At 70.1% G+C, this 21,972-nt stretch carries 27 protein-coding genes; 12 read left to right on the top strand and 15 right to left on the bottom strand.

Annotated elements, in window-relative coordinates:
* Nucleotides 1-177: 177 nt before the first annotated feature.
* The 15 genes from OG389_RS05160 to OG389_RS05090 form a co-directional block, all read right to left on the bottom strand.
* Nucleotides 178-399, bottom strand: a complete 222-nt coding sequence (locus tag OG389_RS05160) for a hypothetical protein (RefSeq protein ID WP_328303529.1) — start codon at nucleotides 397-399, stop codon at nucleotides 178-180.
* Nucleotides 400-1,013: 614 nt separating this feature from the next.
* Nucleotides 1,014-1,223: a hypothetical protein gene (locus tag OG389_RS05155; protein WP_328297272.1), complete on the bottom strand. Its 210-nt coding sequence runs from the start codon at nucleotides 1,221-1,223 to the stop codon at nucleotides 1,014-1,016.
* Between the two features lie 218 nt (nucleotides 1,224-1,441).
* On the bottom strand, nucleotides 1,442-1,726 hold the full coding sequence (locus tag OG389_RS05150; RefSeq protein ID WP_328297271.1) for a hypothetical protein: 285 nt from the start codon (nucleotides 1,724-1,726) through the stop codon (nucleotides 1,442-1,444).
* Between the two features lie 350 nt (nucleotides 1,727-2,076).
* On the bottom strand, nucleotides 2,077-2,604 hold the full coding sequence (locus OG389_RS05145) for a hypothetical protein (RefSeq protein ID WP_328297270.1): 528 nt from the start codon (nucleotides 2,602-2,604) through the stop codon (nucleotides 2,077-2,079).
* Nucleotides 2,605-2,870: 266 nt separating this feature from the next.
* Entirely contained in the window at nucleotides 2,871-3,119 is a 249-nt protein-coding gene (locus OG389_RS05140) for a hypothetical protein (protein ID WP_328297269.1), read from the bottom strand.
* Nucleotides 3,120-3,151: 32 nt separating this feature from the next.
* Nucleotides 3,152-3,832: a hypothetical protein gene (locus tag OG389_RS05135; RefSeq protein ID WP_328297268.1), complete on the bottom strand. Its 681-nt coding sequence runs from the start codon at nucleotides 3,830-3,832 to the stop codon at nucleotides 3,152-3,154.
* Between the two features lie 475 nt (nucleotides 3,833-4,307).
* Entirely contained in the window at nucleotides 4,308-4,859 is a 552-nt protein-coding gene (locus OG389_RS05130) for a hypothetical protein (protein ID WP_328297267.1), read from the bottom strand.
* A complete protein-coding gene (locus OG389_RS05125; RefSeq protein ID WP_328297266.1) occupies nucleotides 4,856-5,638 on the bottom strand; it encodes a ParB/RepB/Spo0J family partition protein in 783 nt (260 codons plus the stop codon). The genes OG389_RS05130 and OG389_RS05125 overlap by 4 nt, the downstream gene beginning before the upstream one ends.
* A 68-nt stretch (nucleotides 5,639-5,706) precedes the next feature.
* A complete protein-coding gene (locus OG389_RS05120; RefSeq protein ID WP_328297265.1) occupies nucleotides 5,707-7,221 on the bottom strand; it encodes an ATP-binding protein in 1,515 nt (504 codons plus the stop codon).
* 34 nt (nucleotides 7,222-7,255) lie between these two features.
* Nucleotides 7,256-7,711, bottom strand: coding sequence for a DUF6238 family protein (locus tag OG389_RS05115; RefSeq protein WP_328297264.1), 456 nt, complete (start codon nucleotides 7,709-7,711; stop codon nucleotides 7,256-7,258).
* Nucleotides 7,712-7,748: 37 nt separating this feature from the next.
* Nucleotides 7,749-9,191, bottom strand: coding sequence for an SCO6880 family protein (locus tag OG389_RS05110; protein ID WP_443059207.1), 1,443 nt, complete (start codon nucleotides 9,189-9,191; stop codon nucleotides 7,749-7,751).
* 130 nt (nucleotides 9,192-9,321) lie between these two features.
* Nucleotides 9,322-10,689, bottom strand: a complete 1,368-nt coding sequence (locus tag OG389_RS05105) for an SCO6881 family protein (RefSeq protein ID WP_328297262.1) — start codon at nucleotides 10,687-10,689, stop codon at nucleotides 9,322-9,324.
* A 33-nt stretch (nucleotides 10,690-10,722) separates the two neighbouring features.
* Nucleotides 10,723-11,379 (bottom strand): hypothetical protein, encoded by a 657-nt coding sequence (locus OG389_RS05100; protein WP_328297261.1) that lies wholly within the window; start codon nucleotides 11,377-11,379, stop codon nucleotides 10,723-10,725.
* Nucleotides 11,380-11,414: 35 nt separating this feature from the next.
* The gene (locus OG389_RS05095; RefSeq protein WP_267039851.1) at nucleotides 11,415-11,723 is read right to left on the bottom strand and encodes a DUF6112 family protein; all 309 of its coding nucleotides are present in this window, start codon (nucleotides 11,721-11,723) and stop codon (nucleotides 11,415-11,417) included.
* Nucleotides 11,724-11,874: 151 nt separating this feature from the next.
* Nucleotides 11,875-12,999: a C40 family peptidase gene (locus tag OG389_RS05090; RefSeq protein WP_328297260.1), complete on the bottom strand. Its 1,125-nt coding sequence runs from the start codon at nucleotides 12,997-12,999 to the stop codon at nucleotides 11,875-11,877.
* Nucleotides 13,000-13,472: 473 nt separating this feature from the next.
* Here OG389_RS05090 and OG389_RS05085 point away from each other — a divergent pair, with 473 nt between their 5' ends.
* From OG389_RS05085 to OG389_RS05035, 12 genes are all read left to right on the top strand, one after another.
* The gene (locus tag OG389_RS05085; protein WP_328297259.1) at nucleotides 13,473-14,228 is read left to right on the top strand and encodes a DNA-methyltransferase; all 756 of its coding nucleotides are present in this window, start codon (nucleotides 13,473-13,475) and stop codon (nucleotides 14,226-14,228) included.
* Nucleotides 14,229-14,363: 135 nt separating this feature from the next.
* A complete protein-coding gene (locus tag OG389_RS05080; protein ID WP_328297258.1) occupies nucleotides 14,364-14,960 on the top strand; it encodes a DUF4913 domain-containing protein in 597 nt (198 codons plus the stop codon).
* The gene (locus OG389_RS05075) at nucleotides 14,957-15,433 is read left to right on the top strand and encodes a hypothetical protein (protein ID WP_328297257.1); all 477 of its coding nucleotides are present in this window, start codon (nucleotides 14,957-14,959) and stop codon (nucleotides 15,431-15,433) included. The genes OG389_RS05080 and OG389_RS05075 overlap by 4 nt, the downstream gene beginning before the upstream one ends.
* Before the next feature lie 181 nt (nucleotides 15,434-15,614).
* Complete coding sequence (locus OG389_RS36705) at nucleotides 15,615-16,181, top strand: GNAT family N-acetyltransferase (protein ID WP_443059206.1); 567 nt, start codon at nucleotides 15,615-15,617, stop codon at nucleotides 16,179-16,181.
* Complete coding sequence (locus OG389_RS05070; protein ID WP_328297256.1) at nucleotides 16,147-16,818, top strand: hypothetical protein; 672 nt, start codon at nucleotides 16,147-16,149, stop codon at nucleotides 16,816-16,818. The genes OG389_RS36705 and OG389_RS05070 overlap by 35 nt, the downstream gene beginning before the upstream one ends.
* 25 nt (nucleotides 16,819-16,843) lie before the next feature.
* Complete coding sequence (locus OG389_RS05065) at nucleotides 16,844-17,554, top strand: hypothetical protein (protein ID WP_328297255.1); 711 nt, start codon at nucleotides 16,844-16,846, stop codon at nucleotides 17,552-17,554.
* Between the two features lie 139 nt (nucleotides 17,555-17,693).
* A complete protein-coding gene (locus tag OG389_RS05060) occupies nucleotides 17,694-18,119 on the top strand; it encodes a hypothetical protein (protein WP_328297254.1) in 426 nt (141 codons plus the stop codon).
* Nucleotides 18,116-18,541, top strand: coding sequence for a hypothetical protein (locus tag OG389_RS05055; protein ID WP_328297253.1), 426 nt, complete (start codon nucleotides 18,116-18,118; stop codon nucleotides 18,539-18,541). The genes OG389_RS05060 and OG389_RS05055 overlap by 4 nt, the downstream gene beginning before the upstream one ends.
* A gap of 277 nt (nucleotides 18,542-18,818) precedes the next feature.
* Nucleotides 18,819-18,953: a hypothetical protein gene (locus tag OG389_RS05050; protein ID WP_328297252.1), complete on the top strand. Its 135-nt coding sequence runs from the start codon at nucleotides 18,819-18,821 to the stop codon at nucleotides 18,951-18,953.
* A gap of 25 nt (nucleotides 18,954-18,978) precedes the next feature.
* Nucleotides 18,979-19,842 (top strand): winged helix-turn-helix transcriptional regulator, encoded by an 864-nt coding sequence (locus OG389_RS05045; protein ID WP_328297251.1) that lies wholly within the window; start codon nucleotides 18,979-18,981, stop codon nucleotides 19,840-19,842.
* Nucleotides 19,839-20,516, top strand: coding sequence for a winged helix-turn-helix transcriptional regulator (locus OG389_RS05040; RefSeq protein WP_328297250.1), 678 nt, complete (start codon nucleotides 19,839-19,841; stop codon nucleotides 20,514-20,516). The genes OG389_RS05045 and OG389_RS05040 overlap by 4 nt, the downstream gene beginning before the upstream one ends.
* Before the next feature lie 107 nt (nucleotides 20,517-20,623).
* A complete protein-coding gene (locus OG389_RS05035) occupies nucleotides 20,624-21,895 on the top strand; it encodes an MFS transporter (RefSeq protein WP_328297249.1) in 1,272 nt (423 codons plus the stop codon).
* Nucleotides 21,896-21,972: the final 77 nt, after the last annotated feature.

The following is a 21,972-nucleotide window of genomic DNA, read 5'->3' as shown; positions in this document are numbered from 1 at the left end:
CGCCCTTGGTGCGCGCTGGACTCGTAGGCGTTCCGGGCGTGGTCAAAGCTGCCTCCTTTCAACAGGGGGGCGTGCGAGCGGGGTTGGTGATGTGCTGGAGAGGTCGGCCGCTCTGGGAGCGGATCACGGACTGTGTCGACCTCGGCGCCCGGGCCAACCGGGGCGTACCTGCGGAGCTCACCGGTCGACCGGGGGCTCGGTCCAGGTGCAGGGGATGGTCGGCGACGAGCAGCTCGCCGGCTGCCCAGCGGGCCCGTGCGCCCGCTCCGTACCGGACTCCGTTGCTCGGCAGGCGCAGCCGGGCGCCTCCTCGAAGCCGTCCTGGAGCAGGATCCGCCGGGCGGCGGCGTTGTAGCCAGTGGTGGTGATCTCGCCGGTGATGGTGTGCCGGATCGTCATGAACGGCTCTGCTGGGGTCTCGGGCAAGGCGGATCTCCTATCGGTGATGGCAGGAAAGCGGTGGGGTGTTGGGCGAGGGCGAGGCGGGCCCGGAGCTTCCAGGGCTATCGACTTCGTGCTGTGCCGGTGACGGTGCCTGTCGGTGCGGCGACGGGTGCCGGCCTGGGAGTCGGGGCCACGGTGCTGGTGAGGGATGCTGCGCGCTGAGGCGACCGGGCCGTGGCTGCGCCGGCGATGCGGGCCTGGCGCTCGGCGAGACCGTGGCGCAGGGTGGGCCGCGGCGGGTCGGCACTGAGCTCCGGATCAAGGGTGAAGTCCGCCTGGACAACGAGGCCCAGGCTCCGGATCGCGGTCACGGCCTGACGCGCCCGGCGCTGGCCGTCCTGACCAGGCTCGGTGAGACGGTGCAGATTGGTGCCCGGGACGGGTTCAAACTGGACACGTTCGAGGGCCCAGTCGCGTAGATGGTCGGTCAGACGTGGGGTGGACGCGGCGACGAAGCCGTACTCGGGATGCCAGCCGAGATGCAGGTGCGGAGATTCCAAGGGCTCAAGGGGCCTTTCATCGTGGGGAGCCAACGCCTGCTCGCGGACCGATGGCGCTGCGCGGGACGGCTAGAAGGTGGTGCGGGCCTCGCGTGCGGCAGCGAGGAGGTCGACGCCCAGCTGGTAGAGCAGCCGGTCTGCGACATCGAAGAGATCGCTGGTGTGCGCGTAGCGCCGGGCGAGGGCCGGCTCTTCGTGCTCCTGGCACCACGTAGCGGCGCCTCGAAGAAGGTCGCGCAGGCCGAGCAGCGCACCGTCCGCTCCGGTGGCGCCTTCCATAAGGAGGTGGAGTGCCTCCGCTGAGGGGGCCTGCGCGACCTGCTCAGCCCAGGCCCGGACCGCGCGGCCCGGATCTGGGAGCTCCAGGCCGGCGAGGTACGGTCCGGCTTCCAGGCTGGCCTGTCGGCGAAGGTCTGCAGGCCCCGGCGGCGGATTGGCCTCCGGTTGTGCTTCGTCCCTGGCGGTGGCTTGGGAGGAGCCGCTGCCGCTATCGCGTGTCACCGTCGTACGGACTTGACGGGAGCGGTGCTGACGGGAGCCGGCTTGCGGACGGTGGTCGCCGGCGGCGTGCGCCGCCCTGGGAGCCAGGCACGGACGTCATCGGGGAAGACGGTCATAGGGTCCTGATCCCAGGCCACGACCGATCCCGTGACGGTTTCCGAGAGTGGGAGGACCTCGATCCCGTGCGGGTGCAGGACGTAGGCCCACTGCAGCCACCCCTGTCCGGCCGCGGCCTCGTTGCACGTCATCCGCTCTGCGGGGCTGCCGTCGAGGGTGAACATGTTGTCGATGGTCGAGCTGAGCCCGGGGCCGCCGTGCGGGCCGACGACGTGCTGGCGGACTTCGTCGGGTGCGCCGTCGAGGAGGTCCTCCCCGAGCGAGTTCCACCCAACGGCGGGCGAGTCGATGAGGTGAGCGGCGAGGGCCTCGGTGTCACCGGCGAAACGGTGCTGATGAGCCGCGAGCAGGAGGGGGAGGTGGTTGCTGGGATATCCATCCCAGTGAACGTAGATCCCGGTAAAGCCGGTCTCCGTGGGGCGGGCGATGGTGGATCGGGTTGCCAGGGTGACTCCAGGTGAAGGTGGCTCGCTCGTGGCGCGGCATGGATCGAGAGGGGAAGGGCGCCGTCTGGTCAGCGGGTCGGACCGGCGGTCCTACCGGGTGGCAGGACTGGTGTGGGCGGCGGGACGGGCTTGGTGGGAGGCCGGAAGGCGTACTCCCAGGGATGTGCCGAGGTGAGCGTGATCGCGTAGCCGTAGGCGCGAAGGAGAGTCGCGGCGGAGCGGACGAGGTTCTCGCTGTCGCCGGCGGGGCCCCGAGGGCGGCACAGGCCGGACTCCGGATCCAGCAGCCAGGGTGAGCCGTGCTGAAGCAGGAGGCGCGCCGCGTGCTGCGACAGCACGTTGATCAGGGGGGTGCCGTCGAGGTCCCGGCCGAACACGACGCTGTTCACTTCCCCGAACCGCGTCTCCCGCGACACTCGCGCAGCGGCAACCCGGTAGTGCCACAGGAACCTGCGGTGGCGCATGACGGCGGCGGCCCGTACCGAGTCCCTCGGTACGCAAATCGCGGCCGGGCCTTCGGTCACGCCGTACGAGTTGATGCCGGCGGGGAGCAGTCCGCCCACGAGAACCTGCCGCGGCCGCCCGGGCCTTTCCATCAGGTAAAGCTGAAAGCCGTGGGGATGGGTGAGCACGGCCCGCTCGCCATCCTCAGCGCGGCGCAGGGCCCTCCACAGGACGCCTTCCGCCCTGTCCCAGGAGCGCTTCTCGGCGGGATCCCAGCCCCTTGGCCCTGTGGCGTAGGGGCTTCGACGGGCTGTTGCGCTCCATCCGGCACCCAGGCGGGAGGCCACCTGCTGGGAGAACTGGGACAGGGAGCCGTACGTGGTCGAGGCGTCCCGAGGCTGCTCCTTGCCCGGATTCGTCATCCGCCGGCCGCTGGATGGTGGAAGTGCGCTACCGGATAGCCGAGGGCGGCCACGGCGTGTACGGCTTCATGGACAAGGTGGACCTGCTGCTCGGCGGGCAGTACCCCCGGTGCCACGTAGCCGTTGTAGCGCGGCGAGTAGGTGAACCCGCGTCCCCACAGCAGCGGTTGGAGCGACGTCTTGGAGGCTCGGTCCAGCGGGCCTGGTGTGTGCAGGCCGATGCGGATGCTGGCGGGGTGGTGCACGGAAGGGGGCCTCTCTAACTGGTTGTCCTGGGTCAGCGCCGGATACGAGCAGGAGGCCCAGGGGTGGGAAGTTGCGCGACTGGGGTTGTCCGCTTGAGGCCGTTGGCAGGCGGAGTCGGGGTGATCAGGGTCTTGGCGGAGCGGATGGCCTCGCCGGCCCGACGTAGGTCTTGGCGAGCGTCGGCATGGGTGAGCACCAGATGCCATTCCTCGTGGTGCCGGGAATTGCTGGAAGGTTCAACCTCGCTCCTGAGAGCCTCGGTCAGGCTGCGCACAGCCGCCGCGCTCAGAGCAGCAGCGGAAGCGAGGTGAGCGAGCGCGGTGATACCGCGGGTCGTCGGGAGCTGGTTGGGCCTCATTGCCTCGTCGAGCACTGCGTTGGTGGCACGGGCGAGTTCTTGCGCCCGGCGCACCTGCTGATAGAGCAAGGGCTGCAGGGAAGCGCTGGGTACCTGGCCGGACGCGTCCAGCAGGACGATGCTCTGCGTGGCCTGCTCGAACCCGTATGCGAGATCGTCGAGGCTACGGGGCCAGGTGTGGTCGGTTGCCTGCTCCCAGGTGAAGTCGTACTCCTCGTGGGGGCTGAGGAGTCCGTTCTCGATCTGGGCTTCGCGATCAGCGAGTTCGCTTTGGACGAGTGCGTCATCACGGGCGGCTGCGCGGTAGTCCGCCCAGTCGGCGTCACTTAGTCCGGATTGTCGGTTCATGGTCATCCGATCGGAGCTGGTCAGCGGGTGTGCGTTGGCCGGCTTGCGGGCGGCCCTACTTGCCGGGGCACCGCCGAGATGGGGGCCGTTGGCGTGCGAAGCCGGTGGGCGACATGAGCGTCGACGGCGGCAAGCAGGGGAGCGAGCTGGTGGCCGTGCTCTGCATCAGGGCCTGCGGGCGGTGTGCTCCCAGCGCGGGAGTCGTAGACGACGGAGAAGTCGGACCAGTCCTCCGCGGGTGCCTGGTGGGTTACCAGCCAGCCGCTGTCCTCGGGACCGATGATGAACACCGAGTCGTGGCCGGGCGGATAGGCGTAGACGAGCCCGTGCTGGAGACCTTGCTGGACATCGCAGACCATGCCGCGCTCGCGGAGCGGGGTCGTCAGATACGCATTGGTCGCCCACGCCCGCTGCCACGCGGGGTCTTCGGTCTTGCGATGGTCTGGGAGCGGGGCCAATGGGCGCGGACGCTCGGAGGAGGTCATCGCTGCTGGCCGCCATCGAGAAGGCCTTCGGGATCCGGCAGCGGATCGTCATCACCGAAGGGGTCCTCCGCCTCCGACGCGACGTACCCGAAGACGGTCTTTTCCAGCTCTCCGAGGAAGTCGAAGCCGGTGTGCTCGCGGAATGCATCGAGACGCTCGGCGACGTAACGCTGGCGGTCGATCTCGGCTGTTGCGACCCGCGCAAGGTTCCGGGTGGACAGGCGGCCCCACTCCAGGAGGTCGTTGCGGGTGGCGCGGTCCATCCAGACCCAGATGCCGTTACCCAGCTTCAGGATGCCTTCGGGGTGGAACATTCCCGACTGCCGGCGCGGCTTGGGGCTCCGGCGCTCGCCGAACCCCCGCACGAGGCCCTGGACGAGCTTGTCGGCAGCCGCGGCCCGGACATGTACTTCGAGATCTTCGTGGGCGAACCGCGTGCGGAGCTCGTCTTCGAGGTCACCCTTGCGGAAGCGGCCGGTTTCGTCGGTGACGGCGGCGGCGGCCTCCTCGACGATCTGCCACAGGCGGGCGTCGGACTGGGCACTCATGCGAGATCACGCTCCCGCAGGGTCGCGGCCATCTCTGTCAGGGCGGTCATGGCGTTCTCGATCACTTCCTGGGTTATGGACCGTCCCGGCAGCACGAATTCGGGGTCGAACTTGCCAGCGGTGTTCGTGCCGCGCGCCTGTGCGAGGGGCGGCACGACCTCGCAAAGGAACTGGGTGGCGACCTTGCGCTGGCGTACTTCTTCTTCCGCGCGGGCTTTCCGCTCCGCCCAGGCGCCGGCCAGGGTCAGCTCTCCTTCGACGACTCGATCGGCCAGTTCCTGGTCCTCGGAGCGGAGCCGGGCGAGCTGGGATTCCGCCGACTCAGCGTGGTTCTTCGCTTCGCGTGCCGTCTTGTAGGCCTCGTCGATGGTGATGGCACCGTTGATGACGGGATCGACCAGATCGGGTGCGTGGCGTAGGACGGTGTTGGCCTGGCCGATCCGGCCGAGGGACACCCCTGCTTGTTCACTGACTGAACGAGCGGACTGTTCAGCGCCTGAACGGTGCGACTGTTCAGTGATTGAAAGGGCCTTGGCCGCGATCATGGCCAGCTGCCCCTTGGTCAGGTTGCGCCGACGCGCGTTCACGGACAGGGCATACGCGTCGGGATCGTCGCCGTCGTAGGTGGCGAAGACCGGCTTGATTCCGATGAGCTCGCAGGCCTTGAGGCGATTTCGTCCGTCGAGAAGGCGTCCTGCGCTGTCCAGGACGATGGGCTGGAGCTGGCCGAGCTGACGGATGTCCTCAGCGAGCGCCTGGAGTTCGTCCTCGTCGAGCATGGGAAAGATGGTGGCGGTGGGGTGGAATTCGATGATCGGTTCCTTGAGTTCGTGGCTGGGCCGGATAGCTAGTGCATCCGGGCATCTGTGTCGAAGAGGGCAGCTTCGTGGGGATGGAGGAGGTGCTGGACGATGAAGGACCGTCCGGCGACCCGCCACAGGCCGCGGCCCCGGTTCAGGTGGGAGATGGCCTGCGTCTCGACGCTGGTGAGGCCGAGGAGTCCAGCGGCTGCGGCGAGCTGGTCGTTCTCCTGGCGGTAGATGATGCGGGTGGAGCAGTCGGCGAGGAGACCCTCGGCGAGGGCACGGCCTCGGGAGCCGACATCGCCTGCGGTGAGCAGGTCCGACAGCCGATGGATGACCATCAAGTTGGCGATACCAAGGCCACGGCTCAGCTTCCACTGGGCCTGCATGCGCTCCAGGAGGCCGGCGTGGCGCATCAGTCTCCAGGCCTCGTCGTAGACGACCCAGCGGCGGCCTCCGCCCGGGTCGGTGAGCGCGGACTCCATCCAGGCCGATGCGCAGGTCATCGCCAGTACGAGGGCGGTGTCGTCGCCGGATCCGCCCAGCCGTGAGAGGTCGATGGTGAGCATCGGGCTGTTGGGGTCGAAGCGGATGGTCGACTGGGCGTCGAACATGCCGCTCAGGTCTCCGTGCACCATGCGTCGCAGTGCGTGCGCGAGGTCGCGGGCGGCGTCGCCGAGGTGGCCGGACATGGTGCCGGCGGCCTGGTCGAGGAGGTTGGGCTGGTTCAGGGTGTGGGCGATGTCGCCGAGCAGAGGGGTGCGCCCGGCAGCGGTGGCGGCCTGGACGACGGCGTCGAGGGCGACGTCCAGCGCGGTGTGCTCCATCGGCTGGAGATCTCGCCCGAGGACGGTGCGGGCCAGGGAGCCGAGGAGCAGGAGTCGCCGCTTGCGGATCTCGCCGGCCCAGTCCGCTTCCGTGACGCTGTTCGGGCGGGGCGCGGCGTCGAGCGGGTTCAGCTTGCCGGGCAGGCCCGGGCCGAGGGCGATGGAGGTCCCGCCGAGGGCGGTGGCGACCGGTGTCCACTCGCCCTTCGGGTCGCAGGGGACGTACACCTTGTAGCCGAAGGCGACGCTGCGGAGCGCGAAGGACTTCGCGAGGGCGCTCTTGCCCTGGCCGATGACCCCGGCGAGCAGCACGTTCGGGTTGGTGAAGCCTTCGATCTTCCCGTACAGGGAAAAGGGGTCGAACGTGAAGGACGCCTCAGCATGCACGTCGCGGCCGATGTAGACCCCGTCCGCGCCGAGACCGCCCTCGGCGAGGAAGGGGTACGCGCCGCTCGCGGTGGCGGTGGTCATGCGGTGTGCGGGCAGCCGCAGCTTGTTGCCGCGGGCGGAGGCGGGGCCGGGCCGGCCCGAGGGCGGGTACAGCGGCAGCGGCATCTCGGCTTCGGTCGGCAGGTGTCCGCCGGGGAGTGAGGCGGCCGTGTCGCGGGCCTTGGCCTGGGCTTCGGCGAGCTGGCGCCGTGCGGCCCGGCGGGTGGCGCGGTCGGTGCCGTGGGGGGTGAACAGGGGGGATGCGCTGGCGCGTCGGGCGCGGCGTGCGGGCCGGTGGGTCATCGGTGGCGGCCTGATCTCGTGAGGGCGGGGGTGTTCATCGCCCGCAGTGGGTGACGTGGCCGCGCAGGTCGGCGGGGGTGGTCTTGCGCCGGATGGCGTGGCCGGCGGTGAGGTGGCGCTGGCAGATGGTCAGCACGGGCGGGCCTTCGGGAAGCCGGTTCGGATCGCACTCCTCAGCAGCTCCGGGTGCTGTGGTGGTTGTTGCCGGGAGGGTGTGGAAGGCGTCGTGGACTTCGGCTGCGGCCTGCCACAGGCGGGTGTGGGCGGCGGCGAGGTGACGGCCGGCGGTCGGCCAGGTGGTGCGGGTGGTGTCGGTGAGCTGGTCGAGGAGGTGGTGGAGCGCGGTGAGGTGGGCGTGCACGGTGTCGAGATGGACCCGGTCGGTGGGCGTCGATATACCGGGGTTGAGGCTGCGGGTGTGGTGGCGGATGCCAGCGGTGGCAGCGCGCAGGTAGGGGTGTGAGTCGGGGAGCGGGGTGGGGGGTGTCACGGAGTCCTTCCTGCGGGGCAGGGATGGTGCGGCGCGGCTAGAGGGCGGCGCGGGCCAGGGGCAGCGCGGCGAGGGCGAAGGCGTCGGGCTGCTGGAACAGGAGTCGGCGCAGGTCGACTTGGGCGGTCACAGCGGCGGTCTCGATCTGTGCGCAGGCCGCGTCGAGGAGGGCGTCGGTCTCGGCGCTGACGGTGATCAGGCCGGTGAGAGCGACGTCGGCGTGGCCGGCGATCAGCTGGCGCTCACGGGTTTTGACGTCGGTGTACTCGACGTTGTCCTCTTCGCTGTCGACCATGCCCTTGCGCCGGCGCTCGGCCACGTCGGCGATGATCGTCGCTTTGCGGCGCTGGACATCGCGCAGGGCGGCCGTCAGGGCCTGCGGTGCGTATATAAGGGAGAAGCTGCGCCGGACACCGGCGCTGAAGAGGAGGCCGTGGAGGAAGCCGGCGCCCGTCTCGGTCCGCGGCCAGGCCTCCACCCAGTAGGTGGCGTGGCGGGCGGAGTCGGTGGCGAGCCGGTCGCTCTCCTCGATCTGGACCACGGGACCGGCGGCGGCCGGGTCCGCCTCGGCGCGGCCGTTGGGAGACCACTGCTGCAGCGCGGACATGGCCTTCGGGTCGTACGCGGTGCGGATCACGGCCGAGATCTCGCGGGCGGTCAGCCAGCCCGTGACGGTCAGGCCGGAGGAGCGGGCGGCCTGGGAGACCGAGCTGGTGGTCGTGGCCATGACGGTGAAGGCTCCGGCGAGTCCGCCGCCGGCCTGGGAGATGAGGCGCTTGGCGGCCTTGAGGTCCAGGGAGATCGCGATGTACGCCTCGTGCGGGGCGGCGGCCGGTCCGGCGGAGGCCAGCAGCTCCGAGTACACCTGGCCGGCGACGGGGGTCTGGGCGTTGCCGTGCTGGGCCCAGTGACGGGCCAGCTCGTCTCCGGAGTCGGGCACCGTGCGCTCCAGGACCTGGACGGTGGCGACGTGCCCGGTGCGGGCGATGCTCGCCAGCGCCCGGCCCCAGTTTGCGACGTTCGCGTTCTGGGTGCCCGGGTCGAGCAGCGCGAACGCCCGGGAGGTGACGCGGGCGACCGCGGTCAGGGTCTGCTGCTGGGGGTCGTGGACGGCGGCGGCCTGGGAGCCGTCCGGTGTGACAACGCGAAGCGCAGCGGTGGTGCCTGGAAGGTGGAGCAGTCCGTCGACCCGGGGCCGGGAGACCGCGCGGGCCAGCCACATGGTCTGTCCGGTGCGGCGGCGCTGTGCGTAGCGGACGATGATCGGCGCCCAGTCGATCAGGGACCTGCCTTCGCGGCGTACGAAGGTGAGGGTGGCGATGGCAGCCCAGAGCGGGGTCAGGGTGAGGGCGCCGAGCAGGCCGGAGGTCACGACGGTCGCGAGGAGCAGCGCGAGGGTGATCGAGACGAGGACCAGTTGGGGGAGGGTGAGGCCGAGGAGGATGCCGCGACGGGAGCGGATGGGGAACTTCACCGTCATGGGGGAGAGGGTCAGGTCTGACAAGGGAAGGGCCGTTCAGGTACGGGCGGGAGGCTGGGGTGGGTCCGTGGGACGCGCCGGAGCGGGCGCGGCGCGTCCCACGGGGCTTCCTGCCGTCAGCGGATGGGGATCAGTTGCCGGCGGGAGGCGGCGTCGGGGCCGCCGGTCCGGTTGCCTGGCCTGCGTCGGCCGACGGGGAGGCTCCCTGCGGCGGCGGGGAACCGGTGCCGCGGCTCGACCACTGGGCGCCGCCCGAGTCCGGGCTGCTGGGGGAACCGTCGCCGGACGGTTGGCCGGAGGGGCCGCCGGGCTGTCCGCTGGTGTCCTGCTGCGGGCCGGTCGGCGGAGGCTGGACCGCCTTGGTCAGCGCGCCCATCGCGGGCGACATGCTGCCGCCCTCCTGGGAGCCCTGCTTCTGCCCGCCGCCACCGCTCGACTGGGAGGCGACATCGCCGGGGAACCCGCCGCTGGCGAGCGAGTCGGGACCCTGCGGAGCGGCTGATCCTGCTGCCGCTCCACCGGCACCGCCTGTCGCGGCCATGGTCGCGACCTTGCGGGCCGCCTGCTCCGTGTGCTGACGGGCAACCTGTGCACCGGCTCCACCGGCGCGGTGAATCGATTCGCCGTCGGTGCCTTCGGCGGCCCAGTGCACGAACTTGAACGTCGCGTACGGGGCGAGGAGGACCAGGCACATGATGACGATGCCGGCCATGACGTCGGCCAGGGCCTGGGTGCCGTCCTTGCCCTCGGTGTCGCCGAGGGCGGAGATGCCGAGGATGAAGATGACGGTCATCAGGAGCTTGGAGACGACGAGGGTTGCGGTGGCCTCGATCCAGCCGCGCCGCCAACGGCGTGCGACCTCCCAGCCGCCGCCGGCACCGGCGAAGACCGCCAGCGTGACCATGACCAGGATGCCGACCTTGCGCATCAGCATCACGCACCAGAACATAAATGCGCCGATGGCTGTGCCGATCCCGACGAACGCGGGCACCATCCAGCCGAGCCCGGCCACGCCGCCGATGACGGAGGCCTTGATGCTGCGCCGGACGGCTTCCTCCATCGAGGTGCCGGCCGCCGCGAAGAGCCCGTCCGAGAGGGCGTCGACGACCTCGATCGCGACCGTGGTCAGGGCAATGGCGCTGAACGAGAAGAGCACGCCCACGAAGGTGCCGGTGAACGCCTGGGTCAGGGCCTGGCCGTCCCGCTTGATCGCGGCACGCACCAGCTGAGCGCACATGGTCGCCACGAGCATGACCAGACCGATGGGCAGCAGCGTTTCGTAGTTGTCCTTGAACCACGTGGCGTTGAGGTCGATCTTGGTGGTGGCGGTGATGCCATCGACGGCGAGGTCGGCTGAGGCCATCGCCAGTTCTCCGACCGATTTCGCGATCCAGTTCCCGATGCCTTCGGTGATCGCCTTGCCAGGGTCGTTGGCGAAGTCGATGAGGTCGGCAGCGGAGCACAGCTTGTTCGCCATGGGCAGGTCACAGAACCCCATAGGGGGATGCCTCCTTTCAGGGAGCGGGGCGGATCACGGCAGGACCCGGGGCGAGATCGCGACGAGGGAGCAGTCGGCTCCTGGCCGGCACTGGACGGCGAGGGTGACCGAGCGGTCTTCGGCCCCGGCGCCGCCGCCGTTCCAACTGATCTGCTGCTTGCCGGTGACGGTGACGAAGTAGATGTACGCGGTGGTCAGCGCGGCGGGATCCTCGGCCAGCGCCTGCTTGAAGCTGCTGGGGAAGCGGGACTCGGTGACGTTGGCCTCGGCGTGCTGGGCGTTGTCGTGCATCCGGGTCCACAGGACCGGGTCGGGGATCTGGGCCTGGATTCCGGGCCAGTCCGCGTACTTCGTCTCCTGGGTGACCCAGCCGCGAAGACCGGCGAGGTGCTGGGGGTGGCTGGTGGTGCGGGTGTCGTAGGTCCACAGCACCTGGGCCGCTGCCTTCCCGTACGCGAGCGGGTCGGAGATCTTCGCAGGCGGGGCCACCGTGCCGGTCCCGCCGGCCGGAGGCTGCGCCGGGGCCGTGGTCGGCGGTGCGCCGGCAGGGCTGGGGGAGGCGGGCCGGTCGGTTTCGGAGCGTCCGGTCCACCAGGCGGCGAGTCCGGCCAGCGCGAGGAGGACGGCCAGGCCGATGGCGAGGAAGGTGATGCGCTTGTTGGCCGGCCAGCGGCCTGCGTGGCTGTACATAGGGGGGCGCGCGCGTTTGCGTGATCGTTTCGCCACTACTTGACCTGGGTGCCGAGCGTGGAGAAGAAGGCGACGGCGCCGTTGGCGGCACCGAGGCCGAGGGCCGCGCCCGCGCTGACCAGCGCGCCCTTCTTCCCGTTGGCCTCGCTGTTGTGGCCGCCGGTGAAGTGGCCCCAGGCCCAGACGGCGAGGCTGACCGAGAGAGCGCCGACCACGGCGATGATGCCGTAGAGGTTGATGGAGGAGACGACGTCCTTGAGGACCGACAGGCCCGGCAGGCCGCCTTCCTTGGGGGCGACGCCCGGGTCGTACGCGAGGTAGATGATGCGGTCGATCGAAGGCATGGCTGCGCTGAACTCCTTGCACGCACGGGCAGTTCGGCCTCGTGCGGGGGCGTGATCTGAGGGGAAGCGAGGGCGGCGCGCGGTTCGGGCGGCGCACGGTCGCTGGGAAATCCGGTGAGGAAGCCGGATGGGAAGGACGGCCGTCAGGCGGTCAGGGAGCGGGGACCATCCGCCGGACGGCGATGATGTCGCCGAGACTGGCCTGGGTGACGATCCGGACCGGCTTCCCTGTCCGCGGGGCCTCGATCGCGAGGACCGTGCCCTTCGCGGAGCCGATGGCCATGGCCACGTGCTCGGGACCGTTCGGACCGGGGCGGGTGAACAGCAGGTCGCCCGGCTTGATGCCGGAAACCGGCACGCTGGAACCTTCGTTGACCTGGGTGTACGTGGTGCGGGTGAGGGTGATGCCGGCCGCGTTGTAGGACTGCTGGGTCAGGCTGGAGCAGTCGCACCGGCCCATCGGGTCCGGGCCGTGGGAGGCGAGGCAGGTGCCGCCCCACTGGTACATGGTTCCGAGCTGACCCATCGACCAGCGGATCGCGGTCTGGACCTTGGCCGGCGCGTCCTTGGGGATCTCGTACCCTTCGGGCACTGTGCCCTCGGGGATCTGCCCGAAGTCTCCGCCGCCATTGCATCCGGCTCCAGCTGGGGGCTGTCCCCCCGGGGCGGGGGTTCCGCCGCCGGGCAGAACTTTCACGATGGCCTGCTGCAGGGCCCGGGCGAGCGGCTCCCACTGGGCGTACGCGTTGGGGAATCCGCTGAGCTGCACCTTCTGTGCGGCCTGGGTGATGGTCAGGCTCTCCCAACCAGGCACCTTGAGCAGCGCGTTGTAGAACTTGGTGCTCGCGTAGACGGGGTCGCGGATCTGCTCGGGCGTTCCCCACCCCTGGCTGGGGCGCTGCTGGAACAAACCCAGGCTGTCGCGGTCGCCATAGTCCAGATTCCGCAGGCGGGATTCCTGGATGGCGGTGGCCAGCGCCACGACCTGGCCGCGCTCGGGGACGTGCAGGGAGATGCCGGTCGCCACGATCGTCTTCGCGTGGGGGATCTGTTCGGCGGGAAGCTCCAGGCCTTCGACGCGTACGTCCTGGCTGGAAGAGCCGTTGCTGCCGAGGATCGCCTCGACGGCCTTGGCCACGGCCGCCGCGTCGGTACCCGACCCTGTGTTGCACGTGGTCGAGCGCCCGGCGGAGCCCGCCGCCGCTACGGCTGCGGTGGCTGCGAGGAGGAGCGGGGAGAGACAGACGAGGCCTATTACGGCGGCCAGCGCCTTCAATCGGGCCGCCTCAGCGCGGGGACGGGCTGGTCGACGGCGGCATCAGCTGCCTCAGGGCATGGGTGTGCCATGGGAGTTGTCCTTGGATGAGGGCCAGGCCGTGGCGCGATGAGGAGCGGAAAGACGCCACGGCCGGCGGTAGGTGATCGGGGAGGCCGGCGTATCCGGTCGAGTTGCCGCTCGACCGGGTCCGGCGCACTGCTAGGTGATTCGGATCAAGGCATGCCTCCGGCACGGAAGTCGGGGAAGGGGATGTCCCACCGGGCCGTGCCGGTCGGGACATCCAAAACTCTAGGCGCCGATCCGGACTTACCGAAATGGCCGTGAGCGGCCATCGCCATTCCCGGATCGTGCCCTAGCCTTTTCGATATCCCCGCCACCGCTCCCCCCGGACGTCACTCTCCACGACGTCCAGGTGACGCCGCCGTCGCGCTGGGGATTCCCCCTTCACCAACCAGAATCGCGGTACACCCTTGCCCTTTTCCCTTCACCAGGGCGATGCGCTCAGCGTGCTCGCCACCCTGCCCGACGCCTGCGTCGACTCCGTCATCACCGACCCGCCGTACAACAGCGGCGGCCGGACGGCGAAGGAGAGGACCTCCCGTACGGCGCGGCAGAAGTACACCTCCAACGACGCCAAGCACGCTCTGCCGGACTTCACCGGCGAGAACATGGACCAGCGGTCCTACGCGTTCTGGCTGACGCAGATCATGACCGAGGCCCACCGCCTGACGAAGCCGGGCGGCACCGCGCTCCTGTTCACCGACTGGCGGCAGCTGCCGACCACGACCGACGCCCTGCAGGCCGCCGGCTGGTTGTGGCGCGGCGTCCTGGGCTGGCACAAGCCGCAGGCCAGGCCCCAGAAGGGCCGTTTCACCCAGAACCTGGAGTTCGTCATCTGGGGAAGCAAGGGCGCCCTGGACGGCTCCCAGAACGAGGTCTATTTGCCCGGCTTCTACAGTGCCTCGCAGCCCTCGGGCAAGGAGCGTCAGCACATCACGCAGAAGCCGGTCTCCGTCATGCGCGAGCTCGTGAAGATCTGCCCCGAGAAGGGCACTGTCCTCGACTTCTGCGCCGGCAGCGGTTCCACCGGAGTCGCCGCTCTGCTGGAGGGCCGCAGCTTTATCGGCGTGGAGAAGACCGCCGAGTACAGCCGGATCGCGGCCGACCGGCTTACCGAAACCCTCAACCAGACCCTCACCCGCGAGGACTTCATCCTCGCCGCATGACCGGATCCCGGGGCAGGGGTCTCCCTGCCCCGGTCGGACATATCACCTGGTCCGTGAATTCCGAATCCGCGGATTCCCGGGCTGCTGGAAGCGGCACCACATTTCCCGCATTGTGCGACGTCAAGGAGGACCCCCATGTCTGAATCCACCGATCCCGACCAGGGACGGTTGGAGCCGATCAGGCTGCCAGACGCAGAGCTGGACAACCTAGAAGCCTCTGTTCGTCGGCTGATGGACCAGTCGGCCGAGCAGGCCCGTCTCCTGGACACGCTCTCCGCCGAACCACTGCCGGGGATGTCCCCGTTCGCCGGCATGCCGATGCCGGGATCGCGCTCGATGCCGGAACCGCCCCCCGAGCCGCGCTTCATCCTCGCCCTCGACGGCGAGGAGTACGAGGCCGAGCTCGACGCCCTCACCGACTGGGTCCAGGACGTCCTCCTCGACGTCTACGGCGCCGAGGTCACCACCTCGACGCCCTGGTGCCAGCAGTGGCAGGAACACCTCGACGTCGTGGGCTGGCTCCACGCCCTGTGGATGGCCTACCAGCAGCACATGGAACCCGAAGCGGGCCTGTCAGGTCCGGCCGTGTGGCACCGCGACTTCCTCACCCACACCATGGCTGCGGTGCGTGCCCCAGGCGGCCCGCTCTCCGCTTGCATGACCGATCCGAGCCGACCCTCCCACCGGCTGCTGCCCGGACCGAAGGCGCCCGTGCCGACCGAGGCATCGTGACCGGCCCGGCCGAGCCCGTGTACAGCCTGTCCTTTGACCCCCGGGCCCTGAACGACCTCCTCGCCGCGCCCGCCGACGTCCGCGATGTGGCGCTCTCCCGCCTCCAGGACGCCGTCACCGGTCAGCGTCACGGACCGGAACTGACCGGGGCTCTGGCCGGGTTTCGGAAGATCTACATCGACTCGGCCCGGTGGCGCATGGTCTACGGACTGCGCACCGCACCGGAAACGTCGGCTCACCGGAGCGAGGTGTTCGTCGTCGCCCTCAGGCCGCGCGCCCAGTACGAGATCTACAAGGTCGTCGCCGAGCGCCTGGGCATCGAACACCGACCCCTGAGCGCGCTGGCCCACGCCGCCCGGGCGCGGTCCCCGCAGACCGCAGCCCACCCCTACCCCATCACGGCAGGCCTGCCCACCGGCCGGCCCGCCACCACGTCTCCCGTCTCCCTCCACCCGAGAGGTCCCTCTCTTTGAGTAGCCGAGCCTGTCCCGCCGCAGTCCCCTGTACCTCCACGTCCTGCCCGCGGTCGGCCGCCAGCGCCGACATCGCGAGCACTACCAGCGCAACCTGCGTCTGCTCCCTCCTGACCGCGCTTCTGGCGGCCTTGAGCACCCGCGCGACCTGCTGCTGCACCTGCGAGGCGAAGGCTTCCGCGTGCTCGCGGAGGAGCGGCGCGCACTGAGCACCCAGCACGCCGAACCGCTCCAGATCCGCCGGACCGGGGTAGACGACTGGCCACTGATCGAAGCGTTCCACCGCGCGTGCACTGAGAAGTCCCTGCACAGCCGATGGGGTCACACCCAGGTTCGGCAGCGCGACTGGGAGCGGTTGTCGGCACTCTCGGAATGCTGGGTGGCAACCGAGGCCGGCGCAGTTGTCGGGCTCGTATCCGCCGGGCCAGTCCTGAGCGAACCCGGCACCGTTGACCTGGGTCTTCAGGTCGCCGACCCGCACCACCGCCGCGGCATCGGGACCCGCCTGATCCAGACCGCCGCCGACCGTGCACGGACAGCAGGAGCCTTCACGCTGCACGTGTACGTCGAGCGGTCCAACCGGCCGATGCTGGCACTCCTGCGGCAGCTCGGTCCTACCGCGGAGCACCCCGTCGGCGCCCACCTCGAAGTACGGCTTCGGCTCTCACTCCTTGCTCTGCCGGCCGCACCCCACCCCGTCCGACAGGACCCTCATGCCCATCCCCAAGAACCAGACCGGCATCGATGACCGCATCGAAACCGTCACCGGGAAATCCATCGAAGCCCTCTGGCGCCTCGACGACAGCAACCTGCTGACTGAGCCCGTCGCGCAGCTGGTCCGCGCGCACCGCGCCCTGGCCCATGCGCAGGCCACCTTGACCTTCAACCGGGTCCTGCTCCAGCGGCTGACCAGCGGACAGTTCGAGATCGACAGCGCCGTACTCGGCCGGATCGACCGGGGGCTGGGCCAACTGAAGGAAGCCGTCGAGACCCGCGACCAGCTCCTCGGTGAAGCCCTCACCCTGCTCGTACCGCTGGAACAGCACGCTCCCCGTCCTTCCCGGCCTTTGGGCCCCGACATCTCGCCACCGGACTTCGCGGCGCTGCTCGCCATCGCCCGCGGCGCGAAGCTCCACGAGAACCTCATCACCCGGCGCATCTCCGTCGCGACGGCAGCCGGAGCCAAGATCACCCAGTACGACTTCGAGCGCCTTGAGGACGCCGGCCTCGTCACCCGCGACACCTCACGCCCCTTGCACGCCGGCCAGCCCGTGTCCGTCACCGACCTCGGCCGCTCGGTCCTCGCAGGCAGCCGCCCAGCCATTGGCACGCATCTGCCCCCACAGCCGGGCTCCCGGACCCCTTCCCGTTCCCCGCTGGCCTGACCCAGCCACTGCCGAAAGCACGCACGTGCCGAACCCCGAACACCAACCCGTCCTGAGAATCGACGGCTTCGAACCCGCCGACGACTCAGTCGACGACGATTTCTACGACGCGATCGACTCCAACCTCGACCACCTGGGCCGGATGGCCGAGCATCACACGCCCGACGGCCGCCACAGCTACCACGTGATGTTCGACGAATCCGTCACCTGGGGGATCCCCGGACTTCCCCAGCTCCTCGCCCTCCACATCGACCGCAACCTGCAAGCCAAGACGTTCACCTTCGAATACGCCAGCCTTCCGCTCCCGGTGATGGTGCAGTCTTGGCTGATTTCCCGGGGATGCCCGCGCGACGAAATCCGGCTCCCGAAAGGCATGGGGACCGCGCCCGCTGACAAGCGCACGGCTGCGCTGCAGGAGCGGCTGATGGGGGACGGAGACCACTTCGCCCTCCTGCACAGCAACACCGACGACTCGCTGCCGGCGCCGGTCGTGGTCGTCGTCCTGCGCGCCCTCGACGAGAAGGATCCCCACCCCTACCGGGTCCTGCACGAAGTTGCCGACATGGAAGCCTTCACCCACACCCTCCGCGAGGGCGTCTTCCCCACTTACGAAGCCGCGATGGACTGGATCGACAGCCCGGACGCACCCCTTCGCCCGGCGCCCCTCGCCTCCCGAACGGCCCTGCGTCCGGCGCTGGTTCAGCCCACGCTGCCCGGCCTCGCTCGTCGGCGCTGACAGTAATCCGGCGTACCGCCGTCGGCCCTATATCAGGCTCTTCGTGCTTATCGAATTCCCGGATTCTCCAGATGCTTAGAGAAGGCCGCAAGCGGAACATGTCTGCTGGTCGGCTACTGCATTTGCGAAAGGAGAAGACGTGTCATCCGACGACGTCATGAGTGTCCTCACCCAGCGCATAGAGGCGGCATTTCAGCAGCCCCTCGATGACCTCCGTCGAGTAGCGACCGCTACCGGCCGCGTGCATCCCGCCACCGAAGTGCTCCACTGGTACGGCCTGACCGCCGAAGCCCAGACCGTGGTGGACCGGGCCGAGAACACCCTGCTCGCGGCCATCGGCCGCGCTCCCGGCGAACTCACCCCGTCCCAGATGGCCATCGCCCACCAGGTCAACACCGCAGTCGCCGCGAGAGACGGCCGAGCCATGGTCCTGCGCCACCTCCTCGAACCCAACACGCGCCACGTCTGGCGCGGAGAGCGCCCCCAGACCCGGATCGCCTCGCAGGTTCCCACGGCGCTGCCACCCCGCCCGCCTGCGAACGTCGGCCGGGCCATCGGACGATGAACACGCCTTTGCGGCCCAGCAGTCAGGACCAGGCGATCGAATCCGCGTTCAACGGGCCGGTTGCTGAGCTCCACCGCACGGCGACCGCCGGCCAGGCAGGGCCCGCGCTGTTTAGAGCGATGGAACTGCGCTCCTTCCTCGCCGTCGCCGAGTCCCACGTGGACCGCGTGCGGGACCGATTGCACCAGGCCACCGCGCCCGACCGCGACCAGAGCGAACTCGACGCCGGCGACCTGCGCACGGACGTCGAGTGGATGAAGGCGGCACTCACCTCCCGCACCGAGATCGTCACCGCCCTCACCCGGCTGCTCCGCAGCATGCCCGGCCGAGAAGCCGCGGGCCCCCGCCGACACCAGGCCATCCCCACGGCCAGCCCCAAGGCGAACACCGCCCCACCAGCGGCCCGGTCCCGACACCCCTGAAGGAACCCACCTGTCCGACCAGACCTCGTCCGAACTCCGCAACCGCATCGAAGCCCTCTTCGGCCAGCCGCTCACCGAACTCAAGCAAGCGGCCGCCCAGAGTCCCGACTCCACCCTCCTCGGCGCCATCCTCACCATCCACGGTGACCTGGTCTTCGCCGAACGCAGCATCGACTTCCAGCTGGACCGCCTGCGCACGTACACGGGCGAAGACCGCGACATCGGCTCCTTCGAGGCCGGCCACATCCGCGACAGCGCCGAGAGGCTGCACCGCGCAGTGACCGCGCACGAGGTGCACGCCAAGACCCTCGCCGCCGTGCTGCAGGGACTGCGCCGCACCGAGCCGCCCGTGCACCCGCCCGTCGCGAAGGCCGCCCGCGCCGTGTCCAGCACTTCCTCACGCACCCACTGATCCGAAACGCTCAGGAGATCCTCCCGTGGCTACCCCAGGCCTGCCCCGCCCCATCGCGAAAGACCTCTCCCGCGTCACCGAGGCTCTCGACATGCTCAGCCCCCGCTGGAGCGTGTGGACCCTGATGACCCTCGGGGAACAGCCTCTGCGCTACACCGACATCAAGACGCGGCTGCCGATGCTCTTCGACGCCCAGCTCTCCGGCCGGCTGACCACACTCACCGCTGACGGGCTCGTCGACCGGCACGAGGAGTCGGCCCGACACGTCACCTACCAGCTTTCCGGACGCGGACGCAGTCTGGGAACGGTCATCGCCGCCCTCGCAACCTACGGGGACACCCACCTCGACAAGATCAAGAAGCCCAACCGGATCACAGGTGAACTGGAGCCCGAGCGGATACCCGCGGCCCAGAACGCCGAGGACACCCTCAAGCTGATCACGCCGAAGTACGCCACCTCCCTGCTGTGGGCCCTGCGCTCACAGCCGAGCGTCTCGGGCCGCGAGCTCGCCGACGTCGTCCTCGACCACGCCACCACGACAGCTCCGATCTACCAGCCGCTGCGCCAGCTCGTCGAGGACGGCCTCGTCGACCGGCTCGGCCACAGCAGCTACCGGCTCTCCCGCCAGGGCGAAGCCCTCACCAACACCTTCCAGGCCCTGTCCACCTGGGCCGCCGGCCGCGCCAAGGCCACCCCGCACCCGCTGTGGGTACCCGCCTCCGCTCCCAGCCACCCGGCCATGTGGGCTGCGAACAGTTCGCTCTCCCAGCGGCCCGCATCGACGGTGGCCACGCCGGAGAGCATGGCGCAGCAGCGCCTCGGCCTGTTCTCCCACGGGATCCCCGACCGGCCCCGATCCGGGTCCTCCATGGGAGGGCGCGTCCGATGACGCAGCCCAGCCCCGAGACCGAACCCCTCGTGCGTGCGGCGACCCTTCTCAGCTACCGGTGGACCACGAGGATCATCACTGAACTCGACGACAACGGGCCCGTCGCCCGGCGTCGAGGCAGCCTGCCGGCCACGTTCCCGGATATCCCGGTCGACGTCTTGAAGACGGCCGTGGCCGGACTGCGCCGCCGTGGGCTCCTCCGCCGCGAGACCCTCAGCACCGGCGAGCGCCAGCTCAGGCTCACGCAGGCGGGCGCTGGCCTTGCGGACGTGTACGACCAGCTCGGCCGATGGGCCCGCCAACACGACTACCCCGGCGGTCAAAGCGACTTCGTCAACCGAGTCGAAGCCACCCTCGGCCTGCTGCGCGACCCCAACACCGTCACCGTGCTGCTCAACCCCCATGCACCGTACGAAGCCAGCCGGGTCGCCAGAGCTGTCGACGCGGGCTTGGTCCGCCAAGGCGCACGCGTCCCGTGGATCTTGACCGACACCGGACGCGAACTGCGAGGACCGCTGGCCGAACTGCAGGCCTGGGCCACCGCGAACACCGCACTCGTCCAGCGCGTGCGGCACACACGGCCTGCCCCGCCTGTGGCCAAGGTGCAGGCGGCTATCCCCGGCGTAGCGAAGGGAGCCGCCCTGCCCGGAGCGGCCCCCCCGCGCTCCGCCTAGCAACGGGCCCCTCCACGCGGGCACGCTCCCGGCGCACCAGCACCGGGCCACGAGGGCTGAAGACTCCCGGCCACCACCCATCGGCCACACCCCGACTGAAAGTGATCATGACCCGTCACAGAGCCGCTGGTGGCCGCCACGCCCGCCTGCCCGACCACGGCATCTTCCGCCGTATCTACCTGCCGCGGACCATGGACGCCGCCGCGTTCAACCTGGGCACCTACGGGATCCCGCTGCTCGTCCTGGCCACCACGTCCTCGGCCATGCTGACCGGCCTCGCCTTCGTCCTGGAATGGATTCCCCGGATCGGAGCATTCGTCGGTGCAGGCGCAGCCGTCGACCGCCACGGCGCGGCTCGAGTCTTCCGTACGGCGACGACCATCCGGACTCTCGTCGTCACCACGGCGGTCCTGGCCCTGACCTTCATCGACGACAAGCTCATCACCACCGTCTCGGTGATGGCCCTCGCCGCCGTCATCGGCGTCCTCACCGAATACTCCTACGTCGCCGCGGAGACCGCCGGCGGCGCCGCCAGCCGGGAACCAGGCCGAGTCGAGCACCGCGTGCAGTCCGTACTGCTCAGCATCGACCAGTCCGCCACCCTCGCCGGACCCGCCGCCGGCGCCTTCCTCCTCCAGTACGCCGGCCAGCAGACCCTGCTCGTCACCATCGGCGCGCTCTCACTCCTGGCCGCCGTCACCTCTCCCCGGGCCCGCCGGACCCAGCCCAACCCCGAGACCACAACCGTCCGCCAGGGCCTGCGCATGGGCTGGTCGACCCTCAGGGCACTCCCTGCCCTCGGATGGTTGATCGCAGGGCTGACCGTCAGCAACTTCGCCACCGGCCTCCTCCAGGCCGCGGCCCCCGTGATCGTCGTACAGAACTTCGGCCTCAGCACCGCGTCCGTCGGCCTCATCTGGTCCGCCGCCGCGACGGCCGCCCTCCTCGCAACGACCCTGTCCCGGTTCGCCATCGACCGTTTCGGGCTCTGGCCCGTCGGCACAGCGGGAGCCCTGATCGCCTCTCTCGGCGGCATCGCCGTCTCCCAGGCCGACGCCTACACGCCCTTCCTGGTCCTCGTCGCCATCCTGACGGCCGGCGAAGGCTCCATGACCGTGGTCCTGCGCACCCTGCGCTCCCGCCTCATCCCGCGCGACGTCTTCGGCGCCACCCTCAGCATCACCATCCTGATCATGCTGCTGCCCTTCCCGATCGCCGGCGTACTCGTCGCCATCACCCCGCCCGCAGCCCTCGGCCACGTCATGACCGGCTGCGCCGCGCTCCAGGCCATCGGCCTGGCCACCGCGTTCTGGCGCCTGCGCCGCGATCCCGCCCTGCACGACACGAACAGACCAGCACTCGAACCGGTAGCCGCTTGAGTCCCGACCCACGGAGAGCCATGCCGTCCCCGAACCGCCACACCTCGTCGTTCAGCACCGACCAGGCCGTGGCCGCC

It is taken from the genome of Streptomyces sp. NBC_00435, from assembly GCF_036014235.1.
Classification (GTDB): domain Bacteria; phylum Actinomycetota; class Actinomycetes; order Streptomycetales; family Streptomycetaceae; genus Streptomyces.
Note: the sequence above shows the minus strand (reverse complement) of the source record. Positions and strands in the feature narration are given on the sequence as shown.